Source organism: Synechococcus sp. UW179A, assembly GCF_900473965.1.
Lineage (GTDB): Bacteria > Cyanobacteriota > Cyanobacteriia > PCC-6307 > Cyanobiaceae > Synechococcus_C.
This window is the reverse complement of sequence record NZ_UCNJ01000019.1, coordinates 11,528-27,646: the sequence shown is the minus strand read 5'-3', so window position 1 is coordinate 27,646 and position 16,119 is coordinate 11,528. Positions and strand designations below refer to the sequence as shown.

Annotated in this window: 30 protein-coding genes; 16 read left to right on the top strand and 14 right to left on the bottom strand. The window is 51.3% G+C overall.

Annotation, left to right across the window (positions count from 1 at the left end; all coding sequences use genetic code 11):
* Positions 1 to 156: 156 nt before the first annotated feature.
* Genes DXY31_RS17030 through DXY31_RS10450 form a run of 3 tightly spaced genes read left to right on the top strand, consistent with a single transcriptional unit; the run spans position 157 to position 1,420 of the window.
* Positions 157 to 312, top strand: coding sequence for a hypothetical protein (locus DXY31_RS17030; protein WP_170953664.1), 156 nt, complete (start codon positions 157 to 159; stop codon positions 310 to 312).
* A gap of 12 nt (positions 313 to 324) precedes the next feature.
* Positions 325 to 579, top strand: coding sequence for a TIGR03643 family protein (locus DXY31_RS10455; RefSeq protein WP_114993722.1), 255 nt, complete (start codon positions 325 to 327; stop codon positions 577 to 579).
* A 7-nt stretch (positions 580 to 586) separates the two neighbouring features.
* Entirely contained in the window at positions 587 to 1,420 is an 834-nt protein-coding gene (locus DXY31_RS10450) for an SDR family NAD(P)-dependent oxidoreductase (RefSeq protein WP_244279695.1), read from the top strand.
* Here the strand turns inward: DXY31_RS10450 and DXY31_RS10445 are convergent.
* Together DXY31_RS10445 and DXY31_RS10440 are read right to left on the bottom strand one after the other, a co-directional pair.
* Positions 1,362 to 1,835, bottom strand: coding sequence for a cupin domain-containing protein (locus tag DXY31_RS10445; RefSeq protein ID WP_114993727.1), 474 nt, complete (start codon positions 1,833 to 1,835; stop codon positions 1,362 to 1,364). The two genes, DXY31_RS10450 and DXY31_RS10445, sit on opposite strands and share 59 nt — an antisense overlap.
* 111 nt (positions 1,836 to 1,946) lie before the next feature.
* Positions 1,947 to 2,798 (bottom strand): NAD-dependent epimerase/dehydratase family protein, encoded by an 852-nt coding sequence (locus tag DXY31_RS10440; protein ID WP_114993720.1) that lies wholly within the window; start codon positions 2,796 to 2,798, stop codon positions 1,947 to 1,949.
* A 143-nt stretch (positions 2,799 to 2,941) separates the two neighbouring features.
* On the opposite strand from DXY31_RS10440, the gene DXY31_RS17025 reads away from it, so the two are divergent.
* Entirely contained in the window at positions 2,942 to 3,115 is a 174-nt protein-coding gene (locus DXY31_RS17025; RefSeq protein WP_170953663.1) for a hypothetical protein, read from the top strand.
* A complete protein-coding gene (locus DXY31_RS10435) occupies positions 3,078 to 3,458 on the top strand; it encodes a hypothetical protein (protein WP_170953662.1) in 381 nt (126 codons plus the stop codon). The genes DXY31_RS17025 and DXY31_RS10435 overlap by 38 nt, the downstream gene beginning before the upstream one ends.
* A gap of 20 nt (positions 3,459 to 3,478) precedes the next feature.
* Here the strand turns inward: DXY31_RS10435 and DXY31_RS10430 are convergent, their stop codons facing one another.
* Complete coding sequence (locus DXY31_RS10430; protein ID WP_114993726.1) at positions 3,479 to 3,886, bottom strand: YccF domain-containing protein; 408 nt, start codon at positions 3,884 to 3,886, stop codon at positions 3,479 to 3,481.
* A gap of 96 nt (positions 3,887 to 3,982) precedes the next feature.
* Between DXY31_RS10430 and DXY31_RS10425 the strand changes: the two genes are divergently transcribed.
* The 3 genes from DXY31_RS10425 (at position 3,983) to DXY31_RS10415 (ending at position 5,545) form a co-directional block, all read left to right on the top strand.
* A complete protein-coding gene (locus tag DXY31_RS10425; protein WP_114993718.1) occupies positions 3,983 to 4,210 on the top strand; it encodes a Nif11-like leader peptide family natural product precursor in 228 nt (75 codons plus the stop codon).
* A gap of 83 nt (positions 4,211 to 4,293) precedes the next feature.
* Complete coding sequence (locus tag DXY31_RS10420) at positions 4,294 to 4,593, top strand: hypothetical protein (protein WP_114993717.1); 300 nt, start codon at positions 4,294 to 4,296, stop codon at positions 4,591 to 4,593.
* A gap of 181 nt (positions 4,594 to 4,774) precedes the next feature.
* Positions 4,775 to 5,545: a dienelactone hydrolase family protein gene (locus DXY31_RS10415; protein ID WP_170953661.1), complete on the top strand. Its 771-nt coding sequence runs from the start codon at positions 4,775 to 4,777 to the stop codon at positions 5,543 to 5,545.
* 239 nt (positions 5,546 to 5,784) lie between these two features.
* On the opposite strand, the gene DXY31_RS17420 is transcribed toward DXY31_RS10415, so the two are convergent.
* The 6 genes from DXY31_RS17420 to DXY31_RS10395 all read right to left on the bottom strand — a co-directional run bounded on the left by DXY31_RS17420 (position 5,785) and on the right by DXY31_RS10395 (position 8,458).
* A complete protein-coding gene (locus DXY31_RS17420) occupies positions 5,785 to 5,934 on the bottom strand; it encodes a hypothetical protein (protein ID WP_206749812.1) in 150 nt (49 codons plus the stop codon).
* Positions 5,935 to 6,290: 356 nt separating this feature from the next.
* A complete protein-coding gene (locus DXY31_RS10410) occupies positions 6,291 to 6,494 on the bottom strand; it encodes a hypothetical protein (RefSeq protein WP_114993715.1) in 204 nt (67 codons plus the stop codon).
* Positions 6,495 to 6,582: 88 nt separating this feature from the next.
* A complete protein-coding gene (locus tag DXY31_RS10405) occupies positions 6,583 to 7,047 on the bottom strand; it encodes a DUF805 domain-containing protein (protein WP_114993714.1) in 465 nt (154 codons plus the stop codon).
* Positions 7,048 to 7,695: 648 nt separating this feature from the next.
* Entirely contained in the window at positions 7,696 to 8,088 is a 393-nt protein-coding gene (locus DXY31_RS10400) for a hypothetical protein (RefSeq protein ID WP_137024959.1), read from the bottom strand.
* Between the two features lie 44 nt (positions 8,089 to 8,132).
* A complete protein-coding gene (locus tag DXY31_RS17020) occupies positions 8,133 to 8,279 on the bottom strand; it encodes a hypothetical protein (protein ID WP_170953660.1) in 147 nt (48 codons plus the stop codon).
* Positions 8,276 to 8,458 (bottom strand): hypothetical protein, encoded by a 183-nt coding sequence (locus tag DXY31_RS10395; RefSeq protein ID WP_114993712.1) that lies wholly within the window; start codon positions 8,456 to 8,458, stop codon positions 8,276 to 8,278. The genes DXY31_RS17020 and DXY31_RS10395 overlap by 4 nt, the downstream gene beginning before the upstream one ends.
* Positions 8,459 to 8,540: 82 nt before the next feature.
* On the opposite strand from DXY31_RS10395, the gene DXY31_RS10390 reads away from it, so the two are divergent.
* On the top strand, positions 8,541 to 8,735 hold the full coding sequence (locus tag DXY31_RS10390; protein WP_114993711.1) for a hypothetical protein: 195 nt from the start codon (positions 8,541 to 8,543) through the stop codon (positions 8,733 to 8,735).
* A gap of 74 nt (positions 8,736 to 8,809) precedes the next feature.
* Here the strand turns inward: DXY31_RS10390 and DXY31_RS10385 are convergent, their stop codons facing one another.
* On the bottom strand, positions 8,810 to 9,970 hold the full coding sequence (locus tag DXY31_RS10385) for a hypothetical protein (protein WP_114993710.1): 1,161 nt from the start codon (positions 9,968 to 9,970) through the stop codon (positions 8,810 to 8,812).
* A gap of 378 nt (positions 9,971 to 10,348) precedes the next feature.
* On the opposite strand from DXY31_RS10385, the gene DXY31_RS17710 reads away from it, so the two are divergent.
* The 4 genes from DXY31_RS17710 to DXY31_RS17010 all read left to right on the top strand — a co-directional run bounded on the left by DXY31_RS17710 (position 10,349) and on the right by DXY31_RS17010 (position 12,793).
* Entirely contained in the window at positions 10,349 to 10,480 is a 132-nt protein-coding gene (locus DXY31_RS17710; protein ID WP_256359626.1) for a hypothetical protein, read from the top strand.
* Between the two features lie 1,237 nt (positions 10,481 to 11,717).
* Positions 11,718 to 11,912 (top strand): hypothetical protein, encoded by a 195-nt coding sequence (locus DXY31_RS10370; protein ID WP_114993708.1) that lies wholly within the window; start codon positions 11,718 to 11,720, stop codon positions 11,910 to 11,912.
* Positions 11,913 to 11,961: 49 nt separating this feature from the next.
* A complete protein-coding gene (locus DXY31_RS10365; protein WP_114993707.1) occupies positions 11,962 to 12,219 on the top strand; it encodes a hypothetical protein in 258 nt (85 codons plus the stop codon).
* Positions 12,220 to 12,652: 433 nt separating this feature from the next.
* The gene (locus DXY31_RS17010; protein ID WP_170953659.1) at positions 12,653 to 12,793 is read left to right on the top strand and encodes a hypothetical protein; all 141 of its coding nucleotides are present in this window, start codon (positions 12,653 to 12,655) and stop codon (positions 12,791 to 12,793) included.
* Positions 12,794 to 12,847: 54 nt separating this feature from the next.
* Here DXY31_RS17010 and DXY31_RS10360 read toward each other — a convergent pair whose 3' ends face one another.
* The gene (locus DXY31_RS10360) at positions 12,848 to 13,132 is read right to left on the bottom strand and encodes a hypothetical protein (RefSeq protein ID WP_114993706.1); all 285 of its coding nucleotides are present in this window, start codon (positions 13,130 to 13,132) and stop codon (positions 12,848 to 12,850) included.
* Here DXY31_RS10360 and DXY31_RS10355 point away from each other — a divergent pair.
* From DXY31_RS10355 to DXY31_RS10350, 3 genes are all read left to right on the top strand, one after another.
* Complete coding sequence (locus DXY31_RS10355) at positions 13,131 to 13,544, top strand: phage holin family protein (protein WP_114993705.1); 414 nt, start codon at positions 13,131 to 13,133, stop codon at positions 13,542 to 13,544. The two genes, DXY31_RS10360 and DXY31_RS10355, sit on opposite strands and share 2 nt — an antisense overlap.
* Positions 13,545 to 13,653: 109 nt before the next feature.
* Positions 13,654 to 13,776 carry a hypothetical protein gene (locus tag DXY31_RS17705; protein ID WP_256359625.1) on the top strand — a complete coding sequence of 41 codons (123 nt, stop codon included), beginning with the start codon at positions 13,654 to 13,656 and terminating at the stop codon, positions 13,774 to 13,776.
* Between the two features lie 2 nt (positions 13,777 to 13,778).
* Positions 13,779 to 14,012 carry a DUF2973 domain-containing protein gene (locus DXY31_RS10350; RefSeq protein ID WP_114993704.1) on the top strand — a complete coding sequence of 78 codons (234 nt, stop codon included), beginning with the start codon at positions 13,779 to 13,781 and terminating at the stop codon, positions 14,010 to 14,012.
* Positions 14,013 to 14,425: 413 nt separating this feature from the next.
* On the opposite strand, the gene DXY31_RS17415 is transcribed toward DXY31_RS10350, so the two are convergent.
* From DXY31_RS17415 to DXY31_RS17000, 3 genes are all read right to left on the bottom strand, one after another.
* The gene (locus DXY31_RS17415) at positions 14,426 to 14,623 is read right to left on the bottom strand and encodes a hypothetical protein (protein ID WP_114993703.1); all 198 of its coding nucleotides are present in this window, start codon (positions 14,621 to 14,623) and stop codon (positions 14,426 to 14,428) included.
* A 120-nt stretch (positions 14,624 to 14,743) separates the two neighbouring features.
* Entirely contained in the window at positions 14,744 to 14,914 is a 171-nt protein-coding gene (locus DXY31_RS17005; RefSeq protein WP_170953658.1) for a hypothetical protein, read from the bottom strand.
* A gap of 157 nt (positions 14,915 to 15,071) precedes the next feature.
* Positions 15,072 to 15,224 (bottom strand): hypothetical protein, encoded by a 153-nt coding sequence (locus DXY31_RS17000; RefSeq protein ID WP_170953657.1) that lies wholly within the window; start codon positions 15,222 to 15,224, stop codon positions 15,072 to 15,074.
* Positions 15,225 to 16,119: the final 895 nt, after the last annotated feature.

Below are 16,119 nucleotides of genomic sequence, written 5' to 3'. Positions count from 1 at the left end.
TCTTGAGAATCACAATCAGAAGCGCAAATCTGCTGATGAGAATCAGTTTCGTTTGTGCGCCAAGGTGAGTCACTGCTGTCAGCCCGTCGCGCCTGTCGTCAGTGTTGCGTAATGTAAAGAGTGTGGGCCCTGGGCCTTTGTCTTACTGCTGCGTTCATGACCTATCCCTTCGGAGCTGCCAGAGCCGAGCTTGAGAGAGCCTTTGCGCTGCCTTCCGTGCCGCAGGCCTCCGAGTCTGAGCGGGTCTCCAAACCCCGCCAATTCAGTGACTCCGACCGTGCCGTGGCTCTGTTTGAGCATCCCGACCACTGACCAGATCTTTGAATGGACTGCCACCTTTGGGACCAGCTCACCTCACAGGAGATCGATCGCGTGATCGAGATGGCCTGGGAAGATCGCACTACGTTCGAAGCGATCGAATTTCAGTTCGGTTTGCCGGAGTCGGCGGTGATTGCTTTGATGCGTTCTGAGCTCAAGTCCGGCTCTTTCCGTGTTTGGCGGAAGCGGGTGACCGGCCGGCGAGGCAAGCATGGCATGACTAGTCGCTCCAATCGGTTCCGAGCGGCGTGCCACAAATGAGATGACAGTGTCTAGATCCCACTCCACCCGCAGTGTGCTAGTTACCGGGGCCTCCAGTGGTATTGGCCTGGCCACGGCCCATCGGCTGCTGGATAGCGGATGGCATGTTTTTGCTGCTGCACGCCGGCTTGAGGCCATGGAGCCGTTGCGACTCCGCGGTGCTGAGGTGCTATCGCTTGATCTGGCTGATGAGGGTTCGTGCCGGCAGCTCGCCGATGTGATCGGTCGCCATGTTGGGGCGTTGGATGCCCTGGTTAACAACGCTGGCTACGGGGAAGCGGGTCCGGTCGAGACCATGCCTGTCGAGCGTGCCCGGGCCATGTTTGAGGTCAACGTTTTCGGGCTGATCGGCCTCACCCAGATGCTGCTGCCGCCCATGCGTGAACGGCGTCGTGGCCGCATCATCAACCTTTCTTCGATTGCGGGCCGTTTTGTCACGCCCGGAGCCGGCTGGTATGGCGCCAGTAAGCATGCTCTCGAGGGCATCAGTGATGCTTTGCGTCTTGAGCTGCACAGCTTCGGGGTGCAGGTGGTGATCGTGGAGCCGGGACTGATCCTCACTGGCTTTGCATCCACCAGTGCAGCCTCCTTGCAGTGGCAGGCATTGCATCCCGTCTGGGGCCCCATGATGCGTCGTGTGGAAATGGCATGGGATCAGGGTTTTCGCCAAGCTTCCACGCCAGAGGTGGTCGCCCGCACCATCGTCTCGGCTCTGGAGGTATCCAGGCCGAAACCCCGTTACCGCTGTGGCAGTCAGTCGGAGGCACTGGTGCTGCAGCCGTTCATCCCCACCCGGCTGTGGGATGCACTGGTCCGTCAGCGCATGATCGGTCAGCGGTAGCCAGGTCCTGCAGCGATAGCCATTGAGGCATCAATGCGCCTGGAATCGGTCTGGATTGATAGTCACGGGGATCAACAGGTCCATGGCGCAGGACTGCATTCACGACGGTTGCTGGTTGATCGCTGCGGACGATGGCAGCATGCGGAATCCTCGGTGGAATGCGAACCCAGGTACGGTCTTTTTGCTTCAATCGGATTAGCTTAAACTGTCGATTCTGAAGAACAACCAGATCCAGGCTGCCACTCAGAACCATCAACTGATCGGTTTGGTATCGATGGCAGAACAGCTCTGGATGTGGTGCTGATGCCACGTCCGCCACAAGTGTTTCGTGGCTTGGCAGCGGATCACTAAAAAAGGCAACACCAGTCTCTTTACCAGCACACCTGAAGACATCAATTTTTTGTTGGTTTGCCATGATATTGGCATTGATGATGAGTATCATCGCGACTCAATTGTTGAGTCTGGTGTGTGCACGAATACCCAATTAATTTGTTGTCAGCGAATGGTCATTCTCTGGACAATCTGTTCAAGCGATGGCTGGCTCCAGCATCGATGGTGACATCAGTTCAAAGCCGGCGTCCTTGATCTTCTGGTTCGAAACTCGTGCATTCATGTTGCGCTCGGTCGCTGAGCTGGAGTGGCTCCAGAGCACAGGGGGTAAGCCATCCTGATCGCAGATCAGGGTTGATAGTTCCCTTCGACTGAGCTGCATGTCGTCGACCAGGTTGAAGATGCCTGACAACTTCTGCTCAGATGCGAACTGCACGCCTCTGGCAATGTCGACAAGGCCACTCCAGGCATTAATGGCATTACCGTTTTTGGGCACTTGCTGCCCAGCGGCCTCACGGATCATGCCCACCATGTCTCGGCCGGGTCCATAAATCCCGCCCAGTCTGAGCACGCAGATCGAGGTGTCGGGGCGTTCGATGTCGAGCATCAGTTCTTCCGCTGAAGCAAGCATGTTGTTCACCGGAGAGCTGGAGTCCACTGATGAGTGCTCCCACACCTCTTTTCCCTGCCGGTCTCCATACACGCTGACGCTGCTGATGTAGGTGATGTGCAGGGGTTGTGTGCTGGTTCTGCGCCTTAGTGCGCCGGCCAGGTTGCGCATGCCACGGACGAACACATCGCTGTAACCATCGTTCTGCCTGGTGGGTGCCACACTGATTAGCAGACCCTGCAGGTCAGCAAGAAAAGAGAGGTCTGGGTTTGATTCGCTGATGTCGAGCTGACGCACATCATCCATCAGTCGTCTCAGTTCGCTCACGTTCTCCAATGAACGGGTGGTGGCGGTGACGGGCAGGCCGGCCCTTTTCATGCGCATGGCCACTGCAGTGCCAACGTATCCACTGCCGATTACTCCGTATCGATGAGCCATGATTGAACTCCATGTCAACCCCTTTTAACGGATCTTGACCTGTTGTTGTTGCATCGACGCCGACCATTTGGCCGTGTTGTTTGTGCGGGCTTGCTGATGATGCGGCATCCGTGATTGGCTGCCCTGATTGCGAAGTGCAGTGAATGGACGACGAGAACCGGATTCAGCTGGAGCGCCTACGCACTGTTCTGGAGGTGGCCAGGCGCAACGGTAATCAGTTGTTCATCGACAACATTGAGCGTGAGATCGCAGCCCTGGAACGTGGTGATTGCTCGCCCATTGTCGAGGAGTACCTCACTGAGGAGGAACGTTCTTGAGCTTCAGCAATGCCGCGTCAGCCCTGCCGGATGCGCTGTGCAGAACACGCTGATGTTGGTGCTGATGATGTATCCCTGCAGGGCTGGTCTCGATAACTACACAGAGCTTGACCGGGTCAATGGCTGGCTGATCGAGCGGAAGCAGGCTGCCGATGGTGCTTTGAGTTGCCGAGCGTTTCTGCCTTTAGGTGCGTCGTGGTTCAGCGGCAACATTCATCTCGATGTCAGCGGCGAGCTTGTGGTGCCAGCAGGGCGCAGCTTTGAAGGGGATCAACAAGTGCTCGAGGCGGTGCGTGAGGCTCTGGATCGCTGCGGTAGTGATTTTCTCTATCTGCCGCTCTGAAGCCCTCTCATGAGGATTGATCAGACATTGCGGACCGGCACAACAGTCATCCCCACCGGTGCCAGGGCAATCAGGGCAAGCTTTATGTGCTGAATCCCGAAGGGGATGCCCACGATCGTGACAAAACAAGCCAGGGCGGAGGTCAGATGGCCAATTGCCAGCCACCATCCCGCCACCAGAAACCAGAGAACGTTGCCAATCACCCCCAGTGATCCGGTGCCCAGATCATCCCGACCCCGCAGTTCTCTGCGATTCACGGCTTCCTGGCCGAAGGGCCAGAGCGAGAAACGTCCGATCACGAAACAGGAGCGAGCCCAGGGCAGCCCTACAACTGTGATCGCACAGATCACTCCCGCCAGCCACCAACCCAGCGCCATCATCAGACCTCCGAGCACGATCCAGAGAATGTTGAGCAAGGAACTCAGCATGGGAGCTGCCTCGAGAATCGCGATCTCTCCACACAATGATCCGCTTTCAAGCCTCGGCTGGGAATCGTGTTCAATTGCACCAGTTCATTAGCAGTGATGACCCCATCACCGGTTCAGCATTTTCTCGAGCACCTAGGCCGTGATCCGGTTCTGCAGGCCAAGGTCCAGGCAGCGGTCACGGCAGATGAGGTGGCGCTGCTGGCCCAGGAGCTCGGCTTTGCCATCTCAGGCAGCGACCTGCTGATGCTGTCAGGCCGCAGTGCGGCTGGGGTGCGCGTCACACGGTTGGATCACCCCGGAGAATATCCAGGCCGTTACTACTGAATTCAGCGAGTGACACTGAGGTGCATTCGGTCACAGACAACGGTGCAGGCTCCTGGCAAGCTCACTGAAGTTTGAGATTTCAAGTGGCAGCTAGGTTCCTCAACAACGTTCGTGTCCGCTGCAAAAAAGACTGCGAAGACAGTTTCATCGCTGTGACGAAGCAATGGGTCAACCCCGAAGGAATGCTTGATGCTTACTGGGCCAAGACAGGCGAATGCTCCTACTGCTTTGTCGGTCTCTGGGAGAGCGAGGAGAAGCTTGTGGCAGCACGGCCTCAGATGATTGAACACCTCAATTCAGTGCGCGAGTTCTTTGAAGAGCTCTCGCCGGAGCTCGGAGTGACCGACCCTGTCTCCGGACCGGTCATTACCCACAAGCCTTGAACCCGAATCCCAGTTCGACCATCGCTTGCCAGATCAACAGATCTTTTGGGTTGAGCATCTAGCTCACAGGAACCAGGATAATCAGGAAAAAACCGGCGTTTCAATCGCTTGAGTTATGGCATCAGTCAATGACGACCAGTAATAAGCTTATTAGGATTAGATGCCATGCTTAAAGCAGCAAATGAGTATCAATGAGGTCGCGTATGAACATGCCGGAGTAAGTTATAAAGACTGTTTTGTGTATCCAAATTCATTCAGTAAGCCTGCTCCGATCGTACTTGTTATTCCTGATTATCATGGATTCACATCATATGCTCAAGCAGAAGCGAGATGGTTGAGCGAGATGGGATTTGTAGGATATTGCGTTGATATTTATGGTGACCAAGCGATGCCAAAGTCATCAGAGGATGCAGCGAAGAAGGTGATGCCTTTGTTTAATAATCGTGTAGATACTTTGGCACGCACTAGTGCTGCTTTTGAGCAGGCCAGCTCTCTCGAAGGAGTTGATTCGACCAGATCGGGTGTTATCGGTTTTTCCAGTGGAGGACTCTTTGCTCTGGATATGGCCCGTCGGATCCAGAGCATTCGAGCTGTTGCTTCAATTTGGGGAGTTGCTTTGCCTTGGGAGCTCAAACCAGCACCAATGATTGAATCAAATGTGGATGGAGCAAGTTTGCTTCTCATTCACGGAACCAAGGATGTCTTTAACCCTATGGAGTCAAACATGAATATCATCCAAGAGCTGGATGAAGCAGGTACTGATTATCAGCTCATTCTGTTGGGAGGCAAAAAACATGCCTTTAGTTTGAAAACCGAGGATAATTTAGAAGTGATTGGTGGAGAGGAACCTCAGGCACTTCTTTACGATGAAATTGCTGATAAAAGAGCACATCACTATGTAGAACACTTTTTTTCAGAAGCGTTCGAAGGCGAACTCAATCATGAATCATGAATTGGCTCTCTGGAGAGAGGGGCGTTAACAGATCAGGATCGATAGCCCCTTGCTCTGGTTTTGAATTTGGCCCTGAGATGCACGGCCAACGTCAGGGTGCCTACCCGTCTCAGCTAATTTTGATATTGGTTTAGGTACTGATCCTGCCTTAGATCCTTTCCCTATGAGTGTCTTCTCAGTAGTTCAGGGGAAGCTCCCCGAGTAGCGATCGCTGCCGTGATGCTGTTGGTTCAGCTTGATTAGATGCTCGGAAATTGAATCGTGATGACGATTCCGTAGTGTTCCGTGAACTTCAAACGCACCTCACCCTCAGATTCCAGCACGCACTTTGCGGTCGTTGTTGCGGGGTCGATCGAGGTATCCAGTTCTTCTTTGGTGATGCGTTCCACCACAATTTGCCGGTTTGTAGTAGTCAGCGAGAGTCAACAGCTCGATCAATCCTTGGATTTGATTCCCTGGCTCAGCTGATCAAGCTGCAGATTGAAACCCATGGCAACATGCTTCGCCGGTGACATCCGTGGATTGCGATGAGTCGGACAGATTCGTTAAGTCATTCAGATGTTCCGAACCACCCGGCGGATCTGCGTCAATGTGGACTTACCCGACGTAGCATTCCGCAATACGTAGTCGGGTTCGTCTCAAGCGAACGCCCACCTCTGAACGGTCGCATGGTGATCATGGCGAGGCGGTTTGCATTGTTGTTGCATCACTTGCACTGCATCGCCTGACAAATGCACTGTGCGCATCAGTCGACGACGTAATTCATGGGGTCGTCTCCGTTGAAGCTGCTGCATGGGGTTTGTGCCCGGCCGCCAGGAAGCATCGTTTCTGGTATCAATCCATCTTTGAAGCCCTGGCAGAGTTCAGCCGGCGGTCTGCTGTCAACCCAGTCTTGGAAGTCGAAATCACTCAAGGCCATCAGTTGTGCCGTCAACAGAATTTCCTGCATGCCGACTTCGCTCTAACTCCATTGCTAGCGAGCTAACCATTGGTAATGGCTTGTTCTCATAGAAAACCTGCGCGCCGCAGTGATCACGTTATCCGCTCTGTCGCAGGCTTGCGTATCGCTTACCGGGCCAGAAGAGCAGTTTGAAGTTTGGATAAATCGACAGGATCCCAAGAGTAATGATGAGTGATTGCATGCCAACGAAGGGAAAGACCTCATATCCAGGCATTAGGCTGCTCAGCACAGAGATGTAGAGCCAGTTTTTCTTTAAGCGTGGCCCCAGATCTCTCCACCTTCTCCAGGTGATCGGCAGGAAGAGAAAGATGTTCAGAATCTCACCCAGAAGCCACACTCGCACTGCGTGATCCGAGGTCCATTGTGTAATTGCAGTTGATAATTCTTCGTAGGAGCTGCTGAAGTACCCTCTAAAAATCAAGGCAAGAACAACGAAGAAGATCAGGCCTGCGATCAAAGATCTGAAGATGGCGCTACCCCAGTAATCAATGCGACCCATTTCTCCATCGAAAGAAAAGAAAGGAGTCTTTTCTTTGGTCATATCAATCAGGCTCAGCTAGATGAACGCTACCTGCGTTAACCCTAAAAAGACCAGCTTCTCTTTGCTTGCTTTTTGTTTGATTGTTGTCGTTCAGGCAGACGTTGCGCGAATCCGCAGCGGCTGCCTGGAACAGCTCGGTATGAAAGGGATCATTGGCTTCCCTGCTGAGGCACGTTGTTCGCTCACCTCATAGATCTGCACCACGTTTGGAGCGCTGAGCGAATAGCTCCCATCAGTGTGATGGCGTCGCCGAGCAGGCCTGACTGGAAAGACATGGATCAGATTGCGGTGGGGATGATTCCGTTGCCATCACCATCTGGTTTTTCACGTGTTCACCGATTGATCTGGTGCATCAGTGCCTGTGACTTTGCTTATAGAGCGGGAGCGTGTTCACTGGAGCCATGATCGACGTCCTGCTTGTTGCCTAGCTGCTTTCTCTTGAAGCAGGTATTCAGGCGTAACGCAACTCTCGAAGCCTGGGAGACCACGAAATCTGTTGTCAAAAGCAAATTCCGTTCGGGTGTAGTTCAGACCATTTCTATGACCTCTAAACAGATCTCATACCTATGTCCCTAGAACAACTCAAAGCCCCTTTCTGCAATTGCCGCCGGTAGTGCGTGACTAGCTTTTGCTGCTGCCAGGCCTGCCTCAAACCAGGGCTAAGGCCTTCTTGTTTTCGTCTTGCACGCTTGTTTCCACAACGGGTGGGAACAGCATGAACACCAGACAGGTGAGGATTTCATCAAGACCGTCGTCATCAAGGGCTTGTCGCGAGGCTTGTCCGGAGATTGAGAGCCAGGACAGCAGGGCTGCTCCATCGCTGTGATCCACTTTGGTCATTTCACCCTGATCGATTTTGACGGTTTCCATGCCATGACGGTCCTCCAGGATTGCCACAACTCGTTCCAGCAAGTGTTGGCGGTTGAGACCCTCCTCCGCCTCCATTTCAACGAAAAGGTCTGCCCCCTCGGTTTCAAAGCGGACGTTGTAGAGCTTCGCTGCCATTCGTCGCTCCTTGATGGATCCCGTAAGTGTTTTCATGCAGTATCGGTAGGCCAGATCCCCACGGCAACGTAGGTCGGCGTTCAGCTCACCGTTAGTTGCAGAAAAGCCTCGTCCACCTCAAGGATTGCGCTGTCGTCCTTATGGCTGCTGCTGCAGTTGAGGAGGTTGATGATGCGCTCCATTTCAAGGTTCTGATCACCCACCCCTTGCCAGAGCCAGCGCGTCAATTTCTGGTCTGGCAGAAGGAGTGTGCATCGACGAGTTCGCGGGCCCTGCCGAAGCAGATCTGATGGTCATTGCGGGCGCGGCATTCATCTCCCGCCAGCACCGTTTCATCCAGCAGTTGCTTGGAGACTTGTTCTTCGTTCAGGCCTGACGGCACGGCATCAACTCTCCGCTGCTTCATGCCTCTTTTCTTCTTTGCACAGCCTTCAGTCTGGTTTGCTCGCTGAGCGCAAGAATCGCTTTTCCTAGACAGATCAGTTGCGGTGACAAACGTTAGAAGCCAGCGGGTGAGAGTTGTTCGCGACGACGGTGTTGAAGACGAGCTCACGCGCAGGTGCTACGGCACCTATGACGAGGCCTACGACGAACTCGAACGTTTTTATGCCGACCTCTGTTGTTCTGATGACCGAGTTGAGTATTCAATAACGGTGGCTGAATCTGGAATCTCGAGTTCCTAAGCATGCTCGACATGGTTCCTTCATGCAGAAGGCTTGATTGGTCTGAGCAGTCGAAGCGCTTATGGGTTGATTCATCAGATCAGTAAGCCCGCATAGCTGCTGTTCACCACGCCTTCTGCTGATGGATATATCGCAAAGCCTACGTTGGCGTCCTCAAACACTGAGTTATTGGTGCTCAGGACGCTGCCGGGGATATCAAACAGGGTCCATTCCGCGTCGCTGAAGCCTCCTTCCTTCAGACGTTTCACTTTGGCGATGGCTCCAATGCCGATAGAACCGTCTTCAGCGCTGATCGTCGCGGGCAGGGTGTACTCGTCTTTGCCGTTGAAATAAATCCCTTCAAAGTGTGTTTCGATCGAGTCATCCCTCTCAAGCTCGGAGCTGATCACGCCCTTGTCGATCAGCAGCTCATTAAGGGTATCGATGTTGCCATAGGAATAGGTGCGAAAGTTGCTGTATTGGCCAGTGATGGAGTCGTAGTCAATCAAGGTGGCCACTCCGATGCCGTCAGCGTCCAACGGAGTATCAAGAGCAGCGCCGCCGGCGATCGTGTAACTGCTTGATGTGTTGTGCCATAAGCCATAGGCAGTTGTGGTTTTGTAATTCCCTGGGTAAGGGATGTCGTTGCATCGACCAGTGGCAGGGTCATAGAGGAAGGCCTGGATTGCCGTCTCGGAATCAGTGCTCGCATCGAAAAGGTCGTATCCACCAACTGCGAGATCGCCGCTCACGCTGTGCAGAAAAGTGAAAGTGGCTTTGATTCCGTCTGGATTCGTCGGCCAGACGACTTGGAAATCGCTGGCATCCGGATCGGAAGTTACCGGACCTTGATAGTAAAAACCCTTCCGATAATTCTGCTTGCGGTTAGCTGTTGTCTCACTGCTGTCTTGCCAGGAGCCAACCAGGTTGACGTTGCCATCTAGTCGAGAATTGACACCATAAATGCTGGTGGCAGCAATGTTATTGCGACTCACGTTGTTGAAGATCGCATTCATTACGGTCCACACACCACTTCCGCTGCCACTGGCGGTCATTGCGTGATTGATCGGGCCGTAATAAACCGTGCCGTTGTCACCGCTTGTGCCAACGATGTAATAGTTATCTCCCTGACCGGAGCCCTTGATGCCTTGCAGGCCGAATTTGTTGTACAGCGAGCTGGTCGTGTCGGTTGACGCGCCTGGCCCGGTGTAGAGGAATGGTGCAATCAGGTTGAGATGGTTTGAGACACGTCCCATTGATATACGGTTGGTGATGGTCTTTATTGATACTGAATCTATGTCAATCCGGATTCAGTCTTTCCACTTCAGACTGCAAAAGCATAATGATAATGCGTTGTATTTTTAAAAATTCTTCAGCTTCAGGATGGATTCGTAAATAATACAGGCCAGATTTTGATCAATAATTAACACTAATATCGCAAGGGTTCCGGTTCAGTTTTGTTTTGAGTGTTCAATGATTGCTAACCGTCTTCTGCCAGCATTTGCTCTGAGCCTGCCTAATTGTCACACCCTTCTTCAATAATGCTCTGCACGCGCTGAATATTGCGTCTCCATCCTCACTGAATGAGTTGATAATCGAGTTGATTGACTGGATCGGAACCCCAACTAAAGCGTTTGTCGCTTCCTGTTTCTGCTGATTGGCTGATCTGCATTAATGCAGGAGGCTTTGGCTTGTTCGATATTCTTACGGTTTTTGATCTGCTCAACCACACAGTTGCAGGTTTTGTTGAGTTGACTCAGGAGTAATTGTTTATCGGCCTGCTGATATTCCTTTCGCATGGCTGCGGCGCAGCTGCTGAAGATGATGTTGTCCTTGAAATTAGCCTGGACTGGCTCACTCGCAGCAGCTGCTACCAACGCAACCGTTATGACGCCCAATACTCGTGCCATCGAGAACTGTAATTTTTTGCTTCACCGGTAGCTTAAACCTTGGGGTGCGATTGTAGGTGATTCATATCTGGTCATAGTTGCTTTCATTAAATGCTCACTTTGCGATGTTGACACTGGCGATGGCTATTCAGATGCCCTTGCCACGTTGACGCATTTCAAAATGATCCTTGAAGCCTCGTCGTGACGGTTCAGACGAGGCAAGCTTGTTGATCAGAAGCGCTGTGTCATGTGCCGACAACTCACCGTCGATTCCCCACTTCAGGCAAGACACCGGTGCCGGGGGCTGACCTCTCATCTGCGCTACGTACGGTTGGAATGTTGTCACCCTAAAGTCAGCGAACGCAGATAAATAAGCAAACAAGTTGAAGAAGCGAGGGCATCTCTGAGTACAAATCACTATCAGATTCACTGAATCGGCCCTATCGCTCAGCAAAAGCTTGCAGCTAGCGGCGTCGGTTTTTCTTGCGTGCCTATGCCGGCGACCGCCTGGCTTGCTCGATAGTGGAGGATGGGTTTGCGCACGATCGCTCGGGTTTGTTTGGTGTCGCTGGCCACGCCTCGGCATGGTTTTTTTGGATTAAGTCTCTGGGAACCTTTTGGATTGAGGCGAGCTCTCCCTGCATGCCATCACTGCATTAAGGGCGACAGTAGGCTGTGCATCAGCAGATACAGAGTCACTCCAATTAGGACGGCAGGGAGTGTAAAACTCATTGAAATCCTCCGGCTGCCTTGAACTTATAGGAGTAATTTTTTTGAGGAGTAGTCTTTGTGACACAAAACTTTGGCGAAGCAATAATTCTTAGGGCTAAATACTCAATGATTTCTTTGTGGCTCAAGACCAATTATTTCTGCGCTATTGTTCGGTTTCGCTGCTGAATGCGCACTACATGAATTGATTAGGACTAATTGAGCAAAAAAGCGAAAGCAGTCGTGCTTGTTCCTCCGATCCCTGTCACTACAAAGGTCTTGCCTGATGAATCTGCGCGAATGAGCGAAAAGTGTTACCCGAAGGTGGTTTAGCGACTTCTATATCGAGCAGTGTTGAACCAGCTATCACTGCAGCACCAACAATCGCGCAGGTCAAGCGGCGGCCATGCAATCTGATTGTTTCGAGGATTCGCGCATCGCCGATCCCAGCTGCGCTGATGGAGATGAAGATCAGCAAAACCAGAACAGTTGGCATAGATCGGATGCCGAGAACACCACCATCGCCTGGCTTGTGTGCGAGCGTCTGCTGGGGATTCCACCACCTTCAGATGAAGGGTGGCGCCATGTTGCTGGCCAGTAAGGGGTTGATACCGTTAGTAGGCTGAATAAACATTCTTCTACCGACAACAATGGCCCAAGGATATCGCCCGCTCACTCTTGAAGAATTAGAGGCCGCGTCTGAGATCTTCTTTCCCCGCTTCAATCTGATTCTTGAACGCATGCCAGAAAGGGCAACAATTGAAGACACTCTTAATGTTATGGAGAAGGTTCTGAAACTCGGTCATAAGCAGAGGCATGACCGAGAAAAGGCTCAGGAATTTAGCTTTGGAAGGCTTAGGAAATTTGGATTCATACAGAGCAACCCCAAGGGAGACGACGAGGTTTAAATTGTTACTGCCATTGACTTTCGGCAATACGTTAACGGCATTTGATGTTGGGGGCTGATCATTCTGTGATCGTTTGACGATTAGCGCGAACAAAATTCTTGGAAAGCTATTCTCTAAATTTGCTTTGCTTGCATTAACAGGCACTCTCTCATTATTTTGATAAGTGTAATTGTCTATGCGATGTTCTTGCTGAAGACTTTGTTTGCTTGGTTAGTTCTTCTTTCCCATCGCGTTGGATGAATGTTAGTCTCTCACAAGACTCTAGCCTCATGACTCCTTAATTTAGCTTTATTGATTTCCCTCATCCTGAGGTTGTTTGTCACAGCATGATCCAATCCAGATGCTGCGCTCAATAGTAATCCTATTGTCCTGGAATCTGTCTCAATTGAATTAGAAGAGGTAGATTCAGGGCTTATTGATTCTGCTTCGCTTGATGACGTCATCATCAGCTCCGTTCTCTCAGTTCTGGCATCAATCTGGTTTCGCAAGCGATGCTGTGGTTGGGATTGTTTCTGTTGAATCCTCATCAGCTGATGAGAACTGGTCGTGGGACGACTTCCTCGATGAAACCTGATGTCGCCCACAACACCCAATCAACGCAAAATGCCCTTATGATCCGTACAAATACTCAATCCTGAAGCTCTCGGATGATTTCGTTCATCGTTCTCGGCACTGTCGTTGGTCTCACGATGTTTTTGAGGGCGACCAGTGAGCTGGACTCTGAGGTCTGATCATCCATGTGGTTAATCACGGTTTCATTATTGACCGGTTTTACCGTTGTTGCGCTCGCTCTCTGAAAACGAGCAAAAAGTCTTAGAGAGCTGCTCTGGATAGCTGAATGATGTTTTCTAGCCTGATTTTGCTGAAATCTCACTCCAGACTTACCCTTCAGTACTGATTGCACTGTTCCCATGGGCCTGATCGGCTGGTTGTTGCAATGGCCTGTGCGTGCTGTAGTACTCCTCCTTGTGGCGGCGATGCCTCTGGGTGTTGAACTGGCTGGGTTCCAGGCAGCTCTCACTTCAGCCGTCACGATTGGATTGCTTGGCACTCTCCTGATCCTGCCTTTGAAATTTGTGCTGGCGTTTCCCTGGGCGGTGACCAGTCTGGGTGGATTGATTGCCCCAGTTAGTTGGTTGTTCGATTGGTTGATCACTGTGATTCTCTTCGGCTTGGCTTCAGCCTTGATCGATGGTTTTCGCCTTAAGGACGGACTGCGCAGTGCCGTGCTTGGTGCCGTGGCTTACAGCGTGATCAGCGCAGTGTTCATCCGTGTTCTCGGCCTCGCTGATGTTGGGGTGATCCGGGCTGCCGTTGGAGGATGACGTTTGCTTTCTTCGGCTGAATTCAGGTCGACCAGGAAGATAAGCAAATACACCTGGTTACACAGCTTTACAAAGCGCCTATGATTCTTTACAGAAATACACAGGTGCGATGACCGATTATTCCGCTGCCATCTATGGCCTCATTGCCTTTGTGACTGTCATTACGGCTGGAGTTGTCTACGTGCTGGCACAGCCCACAGATCTTCCTTCAGCCAAAAAAGCGAGGAACTAGTTATGTTGACATCATTTTTGCCTCTTGTCTACACAGCTGCATGTGCGTTTGTCTTTTTGTCGGGATTTCGCATTTTGTTTCGTGCTTTAAGGCATCAAACCAAAAATAGTGACAGAACCGGTCTAAGAACTACGCACCCTGAATTGCTTGATGAAAACGGTTTCATCACTAACGAGAAGTTACTCGTTGTGCATTTTGGTGGGCTTGATGATCATGCATTTTCTCCTAATTCTTGATGGTTGATGGTGATCTGATGGAAGTTCTTACAGCTATTGCAATTCTCCCTTTTGTTGCTGCCCTTGCGATAGGTGCGCGTCAGGCAGAGCGTGAAGAAAAATAATTCTTGCTCTTTCAATCTCTTCGAGTTGCCAATTTTTGGCTTCATGAGATCGTAAGAGGCTTGATTATGTTGACCCTTTCATTCTGTGGTTTGCTGGCATTATTGAATGCGGGCCTAATTTTGTTCATTCTTTTTGTTGATAAAATATTTATTTGACGTAAATCATTGATCTTTGTTGTCAACACATCTATTAGCGTTAAGCGATTTCTTGCGATTCTGAGATCAAGTTTTTATCTCTAAAGAGGGCGCGCTGGAATAGTAATGATTTATATAACGTCATTGCTATTCCAGTTGAAAAGGCTGCCATCTTCAGATTGAAATTCGTTGGCACGAATCTGTTGTGGAAAGCCTCATTGCATGTTTGGATCTTTGTTGTTCTTCACTTTTAGTCTGTTCGGCAGGCAATGTGATCGCGCGTCCAAGCAATTCATCTGAAGATCGCTGAGTGATCAGACGTTTGCCTGATTTGATGAACTCTTCGCCAAGATCAGACGGTTGGATAGCCATAAAAAGCCTCGCGACGACCTTAGTGTTAACGCAGCCGCTGAACACTCTGAAGGGTGCATAACCGCACCGATCATCAAAAAAGCCTTAAAGAGCTCCTTCTGGCGACTGAACGGGTATGCCTCAGTAAAGAGGACAAGACATGCTGGTGCCTCTTGCTACTGACATGCCGTTCAGCTTGGACAAGCCGATGGCCTGGAAACTCTTGAACCATCTTTCAACAGCTTCCCGTTCTTCTTCATTGCAACGTTCCAGGATTTCACGCTGCAGGACCTGTCGAATCTGCGAGTCCATTACAAAACTTCATGCACGCTGATTCTGGCGAGTTCTCCTTTGTTACTTCGTTGGCTTGACTACGGAGGGATGTGAAAAATGCTGCTGATACCTGGGTTTTGAGCATATTTACCCAGTCTTTTGATTTTGTTTTTGCGCTCTGCTGCTCGGACCTGCCTCACAGCTTTGCTTTGAGTTCTTCCGTTGTGAGGCTTTTGAGGTGGCGGAGGTATGCCTGTTGCATGATTTCAGCAGGTGTGATGCCGATTTTCTTGCAGTTGGAGCGATATTTTGCAAAGACCTGATCAACCAAATTCTCTTTATCGTTCATTGGGTCATCCGTTGAGTGCTGAAGAACATGCTGAAGCAGCTTGTTGCATAGATGAGCAAAAAGAAACCCCCGCCGAAGGCAGGGGTTCGTAAAGCTCAACGTGAGTGTGTCCTTGTTTCCACTACGTGAGCTTTTCTCCTCACAAAAATATTTTAGCCATTTGACTGGCACAGTGCCACTTGTTGGCAGGCCGGAATCTTGAATGGCACAGATGAGCTGCTAGAACTCGGTTAGTTGGTTCTCCTCACAGAGATTCCAACTCCTCACACCCACTGAAGGCCCTTTGGGCCTTTTTTTTTTGGTGATCTTGAATCATGTCCTTTCATGGCTTGTTCGGCTGAATCGCGCCAAACACACCATGGCTGGTGTTTCTCAATAAAAAAGCCTGCCACTGGGGCAGGCCGGGTGATGGGGTTTCCAAAACTAGGCCGTCGAGACGCTAGATGCAGGGGTTTCCCCTAAGTGTTTCAAGACTGTTAATAGTTCATTCAAACCTGAAGGGTGTCTTTAATGGCTCCATATATGTGGTCCAAGCACTACCATTTCCATCATGCACCGCAAGATGTGGTGCAAAGGGCCGGGTGATGGGGATCGCTGGGTTTGAGGGAACAACCGCTCCATGCTTGGGGCGGTTGTTTTTTGCATCTGCCGCTTGATATCTCGTTGGTCTCCCAGAGCAATCATCTGGGCCATGGAGGACACCAGCTGCTGAGCTGCCACCAAACACTTGTCTCTGTCGACGTGGCAGTCTCGTGCCCTCTGTGGAAACAGCGTTGATCAGGCTGCGCGCTTGTCGTCTTTGAGCCAGATGTTTCGCCTGCTGTCAGGAAGGCGTACAACCGACCTTTCATAACGACTGCGGCAGCTCTGTCTGAGGAGATGCTCTTCCGCTTCT

Excerpts from the sequence above, each read along its gene's own strand:
- DXY31_RS17025 (WP_170953663.1), top strand. The coding sequence starts at position 2,942 with ATGGACGACGAGAACCGGATTCAGCTGGAGCGCCTACGCACTGTTCTG.
- DXY31_RS10415 (WP_170953661.1), top strand. The coding sequence starts at position 4,775 with ATGAGTATCAATGAGGTCGCGTATGAACATGCCGGAGTAAGTTATAAA.
- DXY31_RS10385 (WP_114993710.1), bottom strand. The coding sequence starts at position 9,970 with ATGGGACGTGTCTCAAACCATCTCAACCTGATTGCACCATTCCTCTAC.
- DXY31_RS10440 (WP_114993720.1), bottom strand. The coding sequence starts at position 2,798 with ATGGCTCATCGATACGGAGTAATCGGCAGTGGATACGTTGGCACTGCA.
- DXY31_RS17005 (WP_170953658.1), bottom strand. The coding sequence starts at position 14,914 with ATGGACTCGCAGATTCGACAGGTCCTGCAGCGTGAAATCCTGGAACGT.
- DXY31_RS10355 (WP_114993705.1), top strand. The coding sequence starts at position 13,131 with ATGGGCCTGATCGGCTGGTTGTTGCAATGGCCTGTGCGTGCTGTAGTA.
- DXY31_RS10445 (WP_114993727.1), bottom strand. The coding sequence starts at position 1,835 with ATGGCAAACCAACAAAAAATTGATGTCTTCAGGTGTGCTGGTAAAGAG.
- DXY31_RS17705 (WP_256359625.1), top strand. The coding sequence starts at position 13,654 with ATGACCGATTATTCCGCTGCCATCTATGGCCTCATTGCCTTTGTGACT.
- DXY31_RS17030 (WP_170953664.1), top strand. The coding sequence starts at position 157 with ATGACCTATCCCTTCGGAGCTGCCAGAGCCGAGCTTGAGAGAGCCTTT.
- DXY31_RS10370 (WP_114993708.1), top strand. The coding sequence starts at position 11,718 with ATGCAATCTGATTGTTTCGAGGATTCGCGCATCGCCGATCCCAGCTGC.
- DXY31_RS10410 (WP_114993715.1), bottom strand. The coding sequence starts at position 6,494 with ATGCAGGAAATTCTGTTGACGGCACAACTGATGGCCTTGAGTGATTTC.
- DXY31_RS17010 (WP_170953659.1), top strand. The coding sequence starts at position 12,653 with ATGACGTCATCATCAGCTCCGTTCTCTCAGTTCTGGCATCAATCTGGT.
- DXY31_RS10430 (WP_114993726.1), bottom strand. The coding sequence starts at position 3,886 with ATGCTGAGTTCCTTGCTCAACATTCTCTGGATCGTGCTCGGAGGTCTG.
- DXY31_RS10360 (WP_114993706.1), bottom strand. The coding sequence starts at position 13,132 with ATGGGAACAGTGCAATCAGTACTGAAGGGTAAGTCTGGAGTGAGATTT.
- DXY31_RS10455 (WP_114993722.1), top strand. The coding sequence starts at position 325 with ATGGACTGCCACCTTTGGGACCAGCTCACCTCACAGGAGATCGATCGC.
- DXY31_RS10350 (WP_114993704.1), top strand. The coding sequence starts at position 13,779 with ATGTTGACATCATTTTTGCCTCTTGTCTACACAGCTGCATGTGCGTTT.
- DXY31_RS10405 (WP_114993714.1), bottom strand. The coding sequence starts at position 7,047 with ATGACCAAAGAAAAGACTCCTTTCTTTTCTTTCGATGGAGAAATGGGT.
- DXY31_RS17000 (WP_170953657.1), bottom strand. The coding sequence starts at position 15,224 with ATGAACGATAAAGAGAATTTGGTTGATCAGGTCTTTGCAAAATATCGC.
- DXY31_RS17415 (WP_114993703.1), bottom strand. The coding sequence starts at position 14,623 with ATGGCTATCCAACCGTCTGATCTTGGCGAAGAGTTCATCAAATCAGGC.
- DXY31_RS10400 (WP_137024959.1), bottom strand. The coding sequence starts at position 8,088 with ATGAAAACACTTACGGGATCCATCAAGGAGCGACGAATGGCAGCGAAG.
- DXY31_RS10365 (WP_114993707.1), top strand. The coding sequence starts at position 11,962 with ATGGCCCAAGGATATCGCCCGCTCACTCTTGAAGAATTAGAGGCCGCG.
- DXY31_RS10395 (WP_114993712.1), bottom strand. The coding sequence starts at position 8,458 with ATGAAGCAGCGGAGAGTTGATGCCGTGCCGTCAGGCCTGAACGAAGAA.
- DXY31_RS10425 (WP_114993718.1), top strand. The coding sequence starts at position 3,983 with ATGACCCCATCACCGGTTCAGCATTTTCTCGAGCACCTAGGCCGTGAT.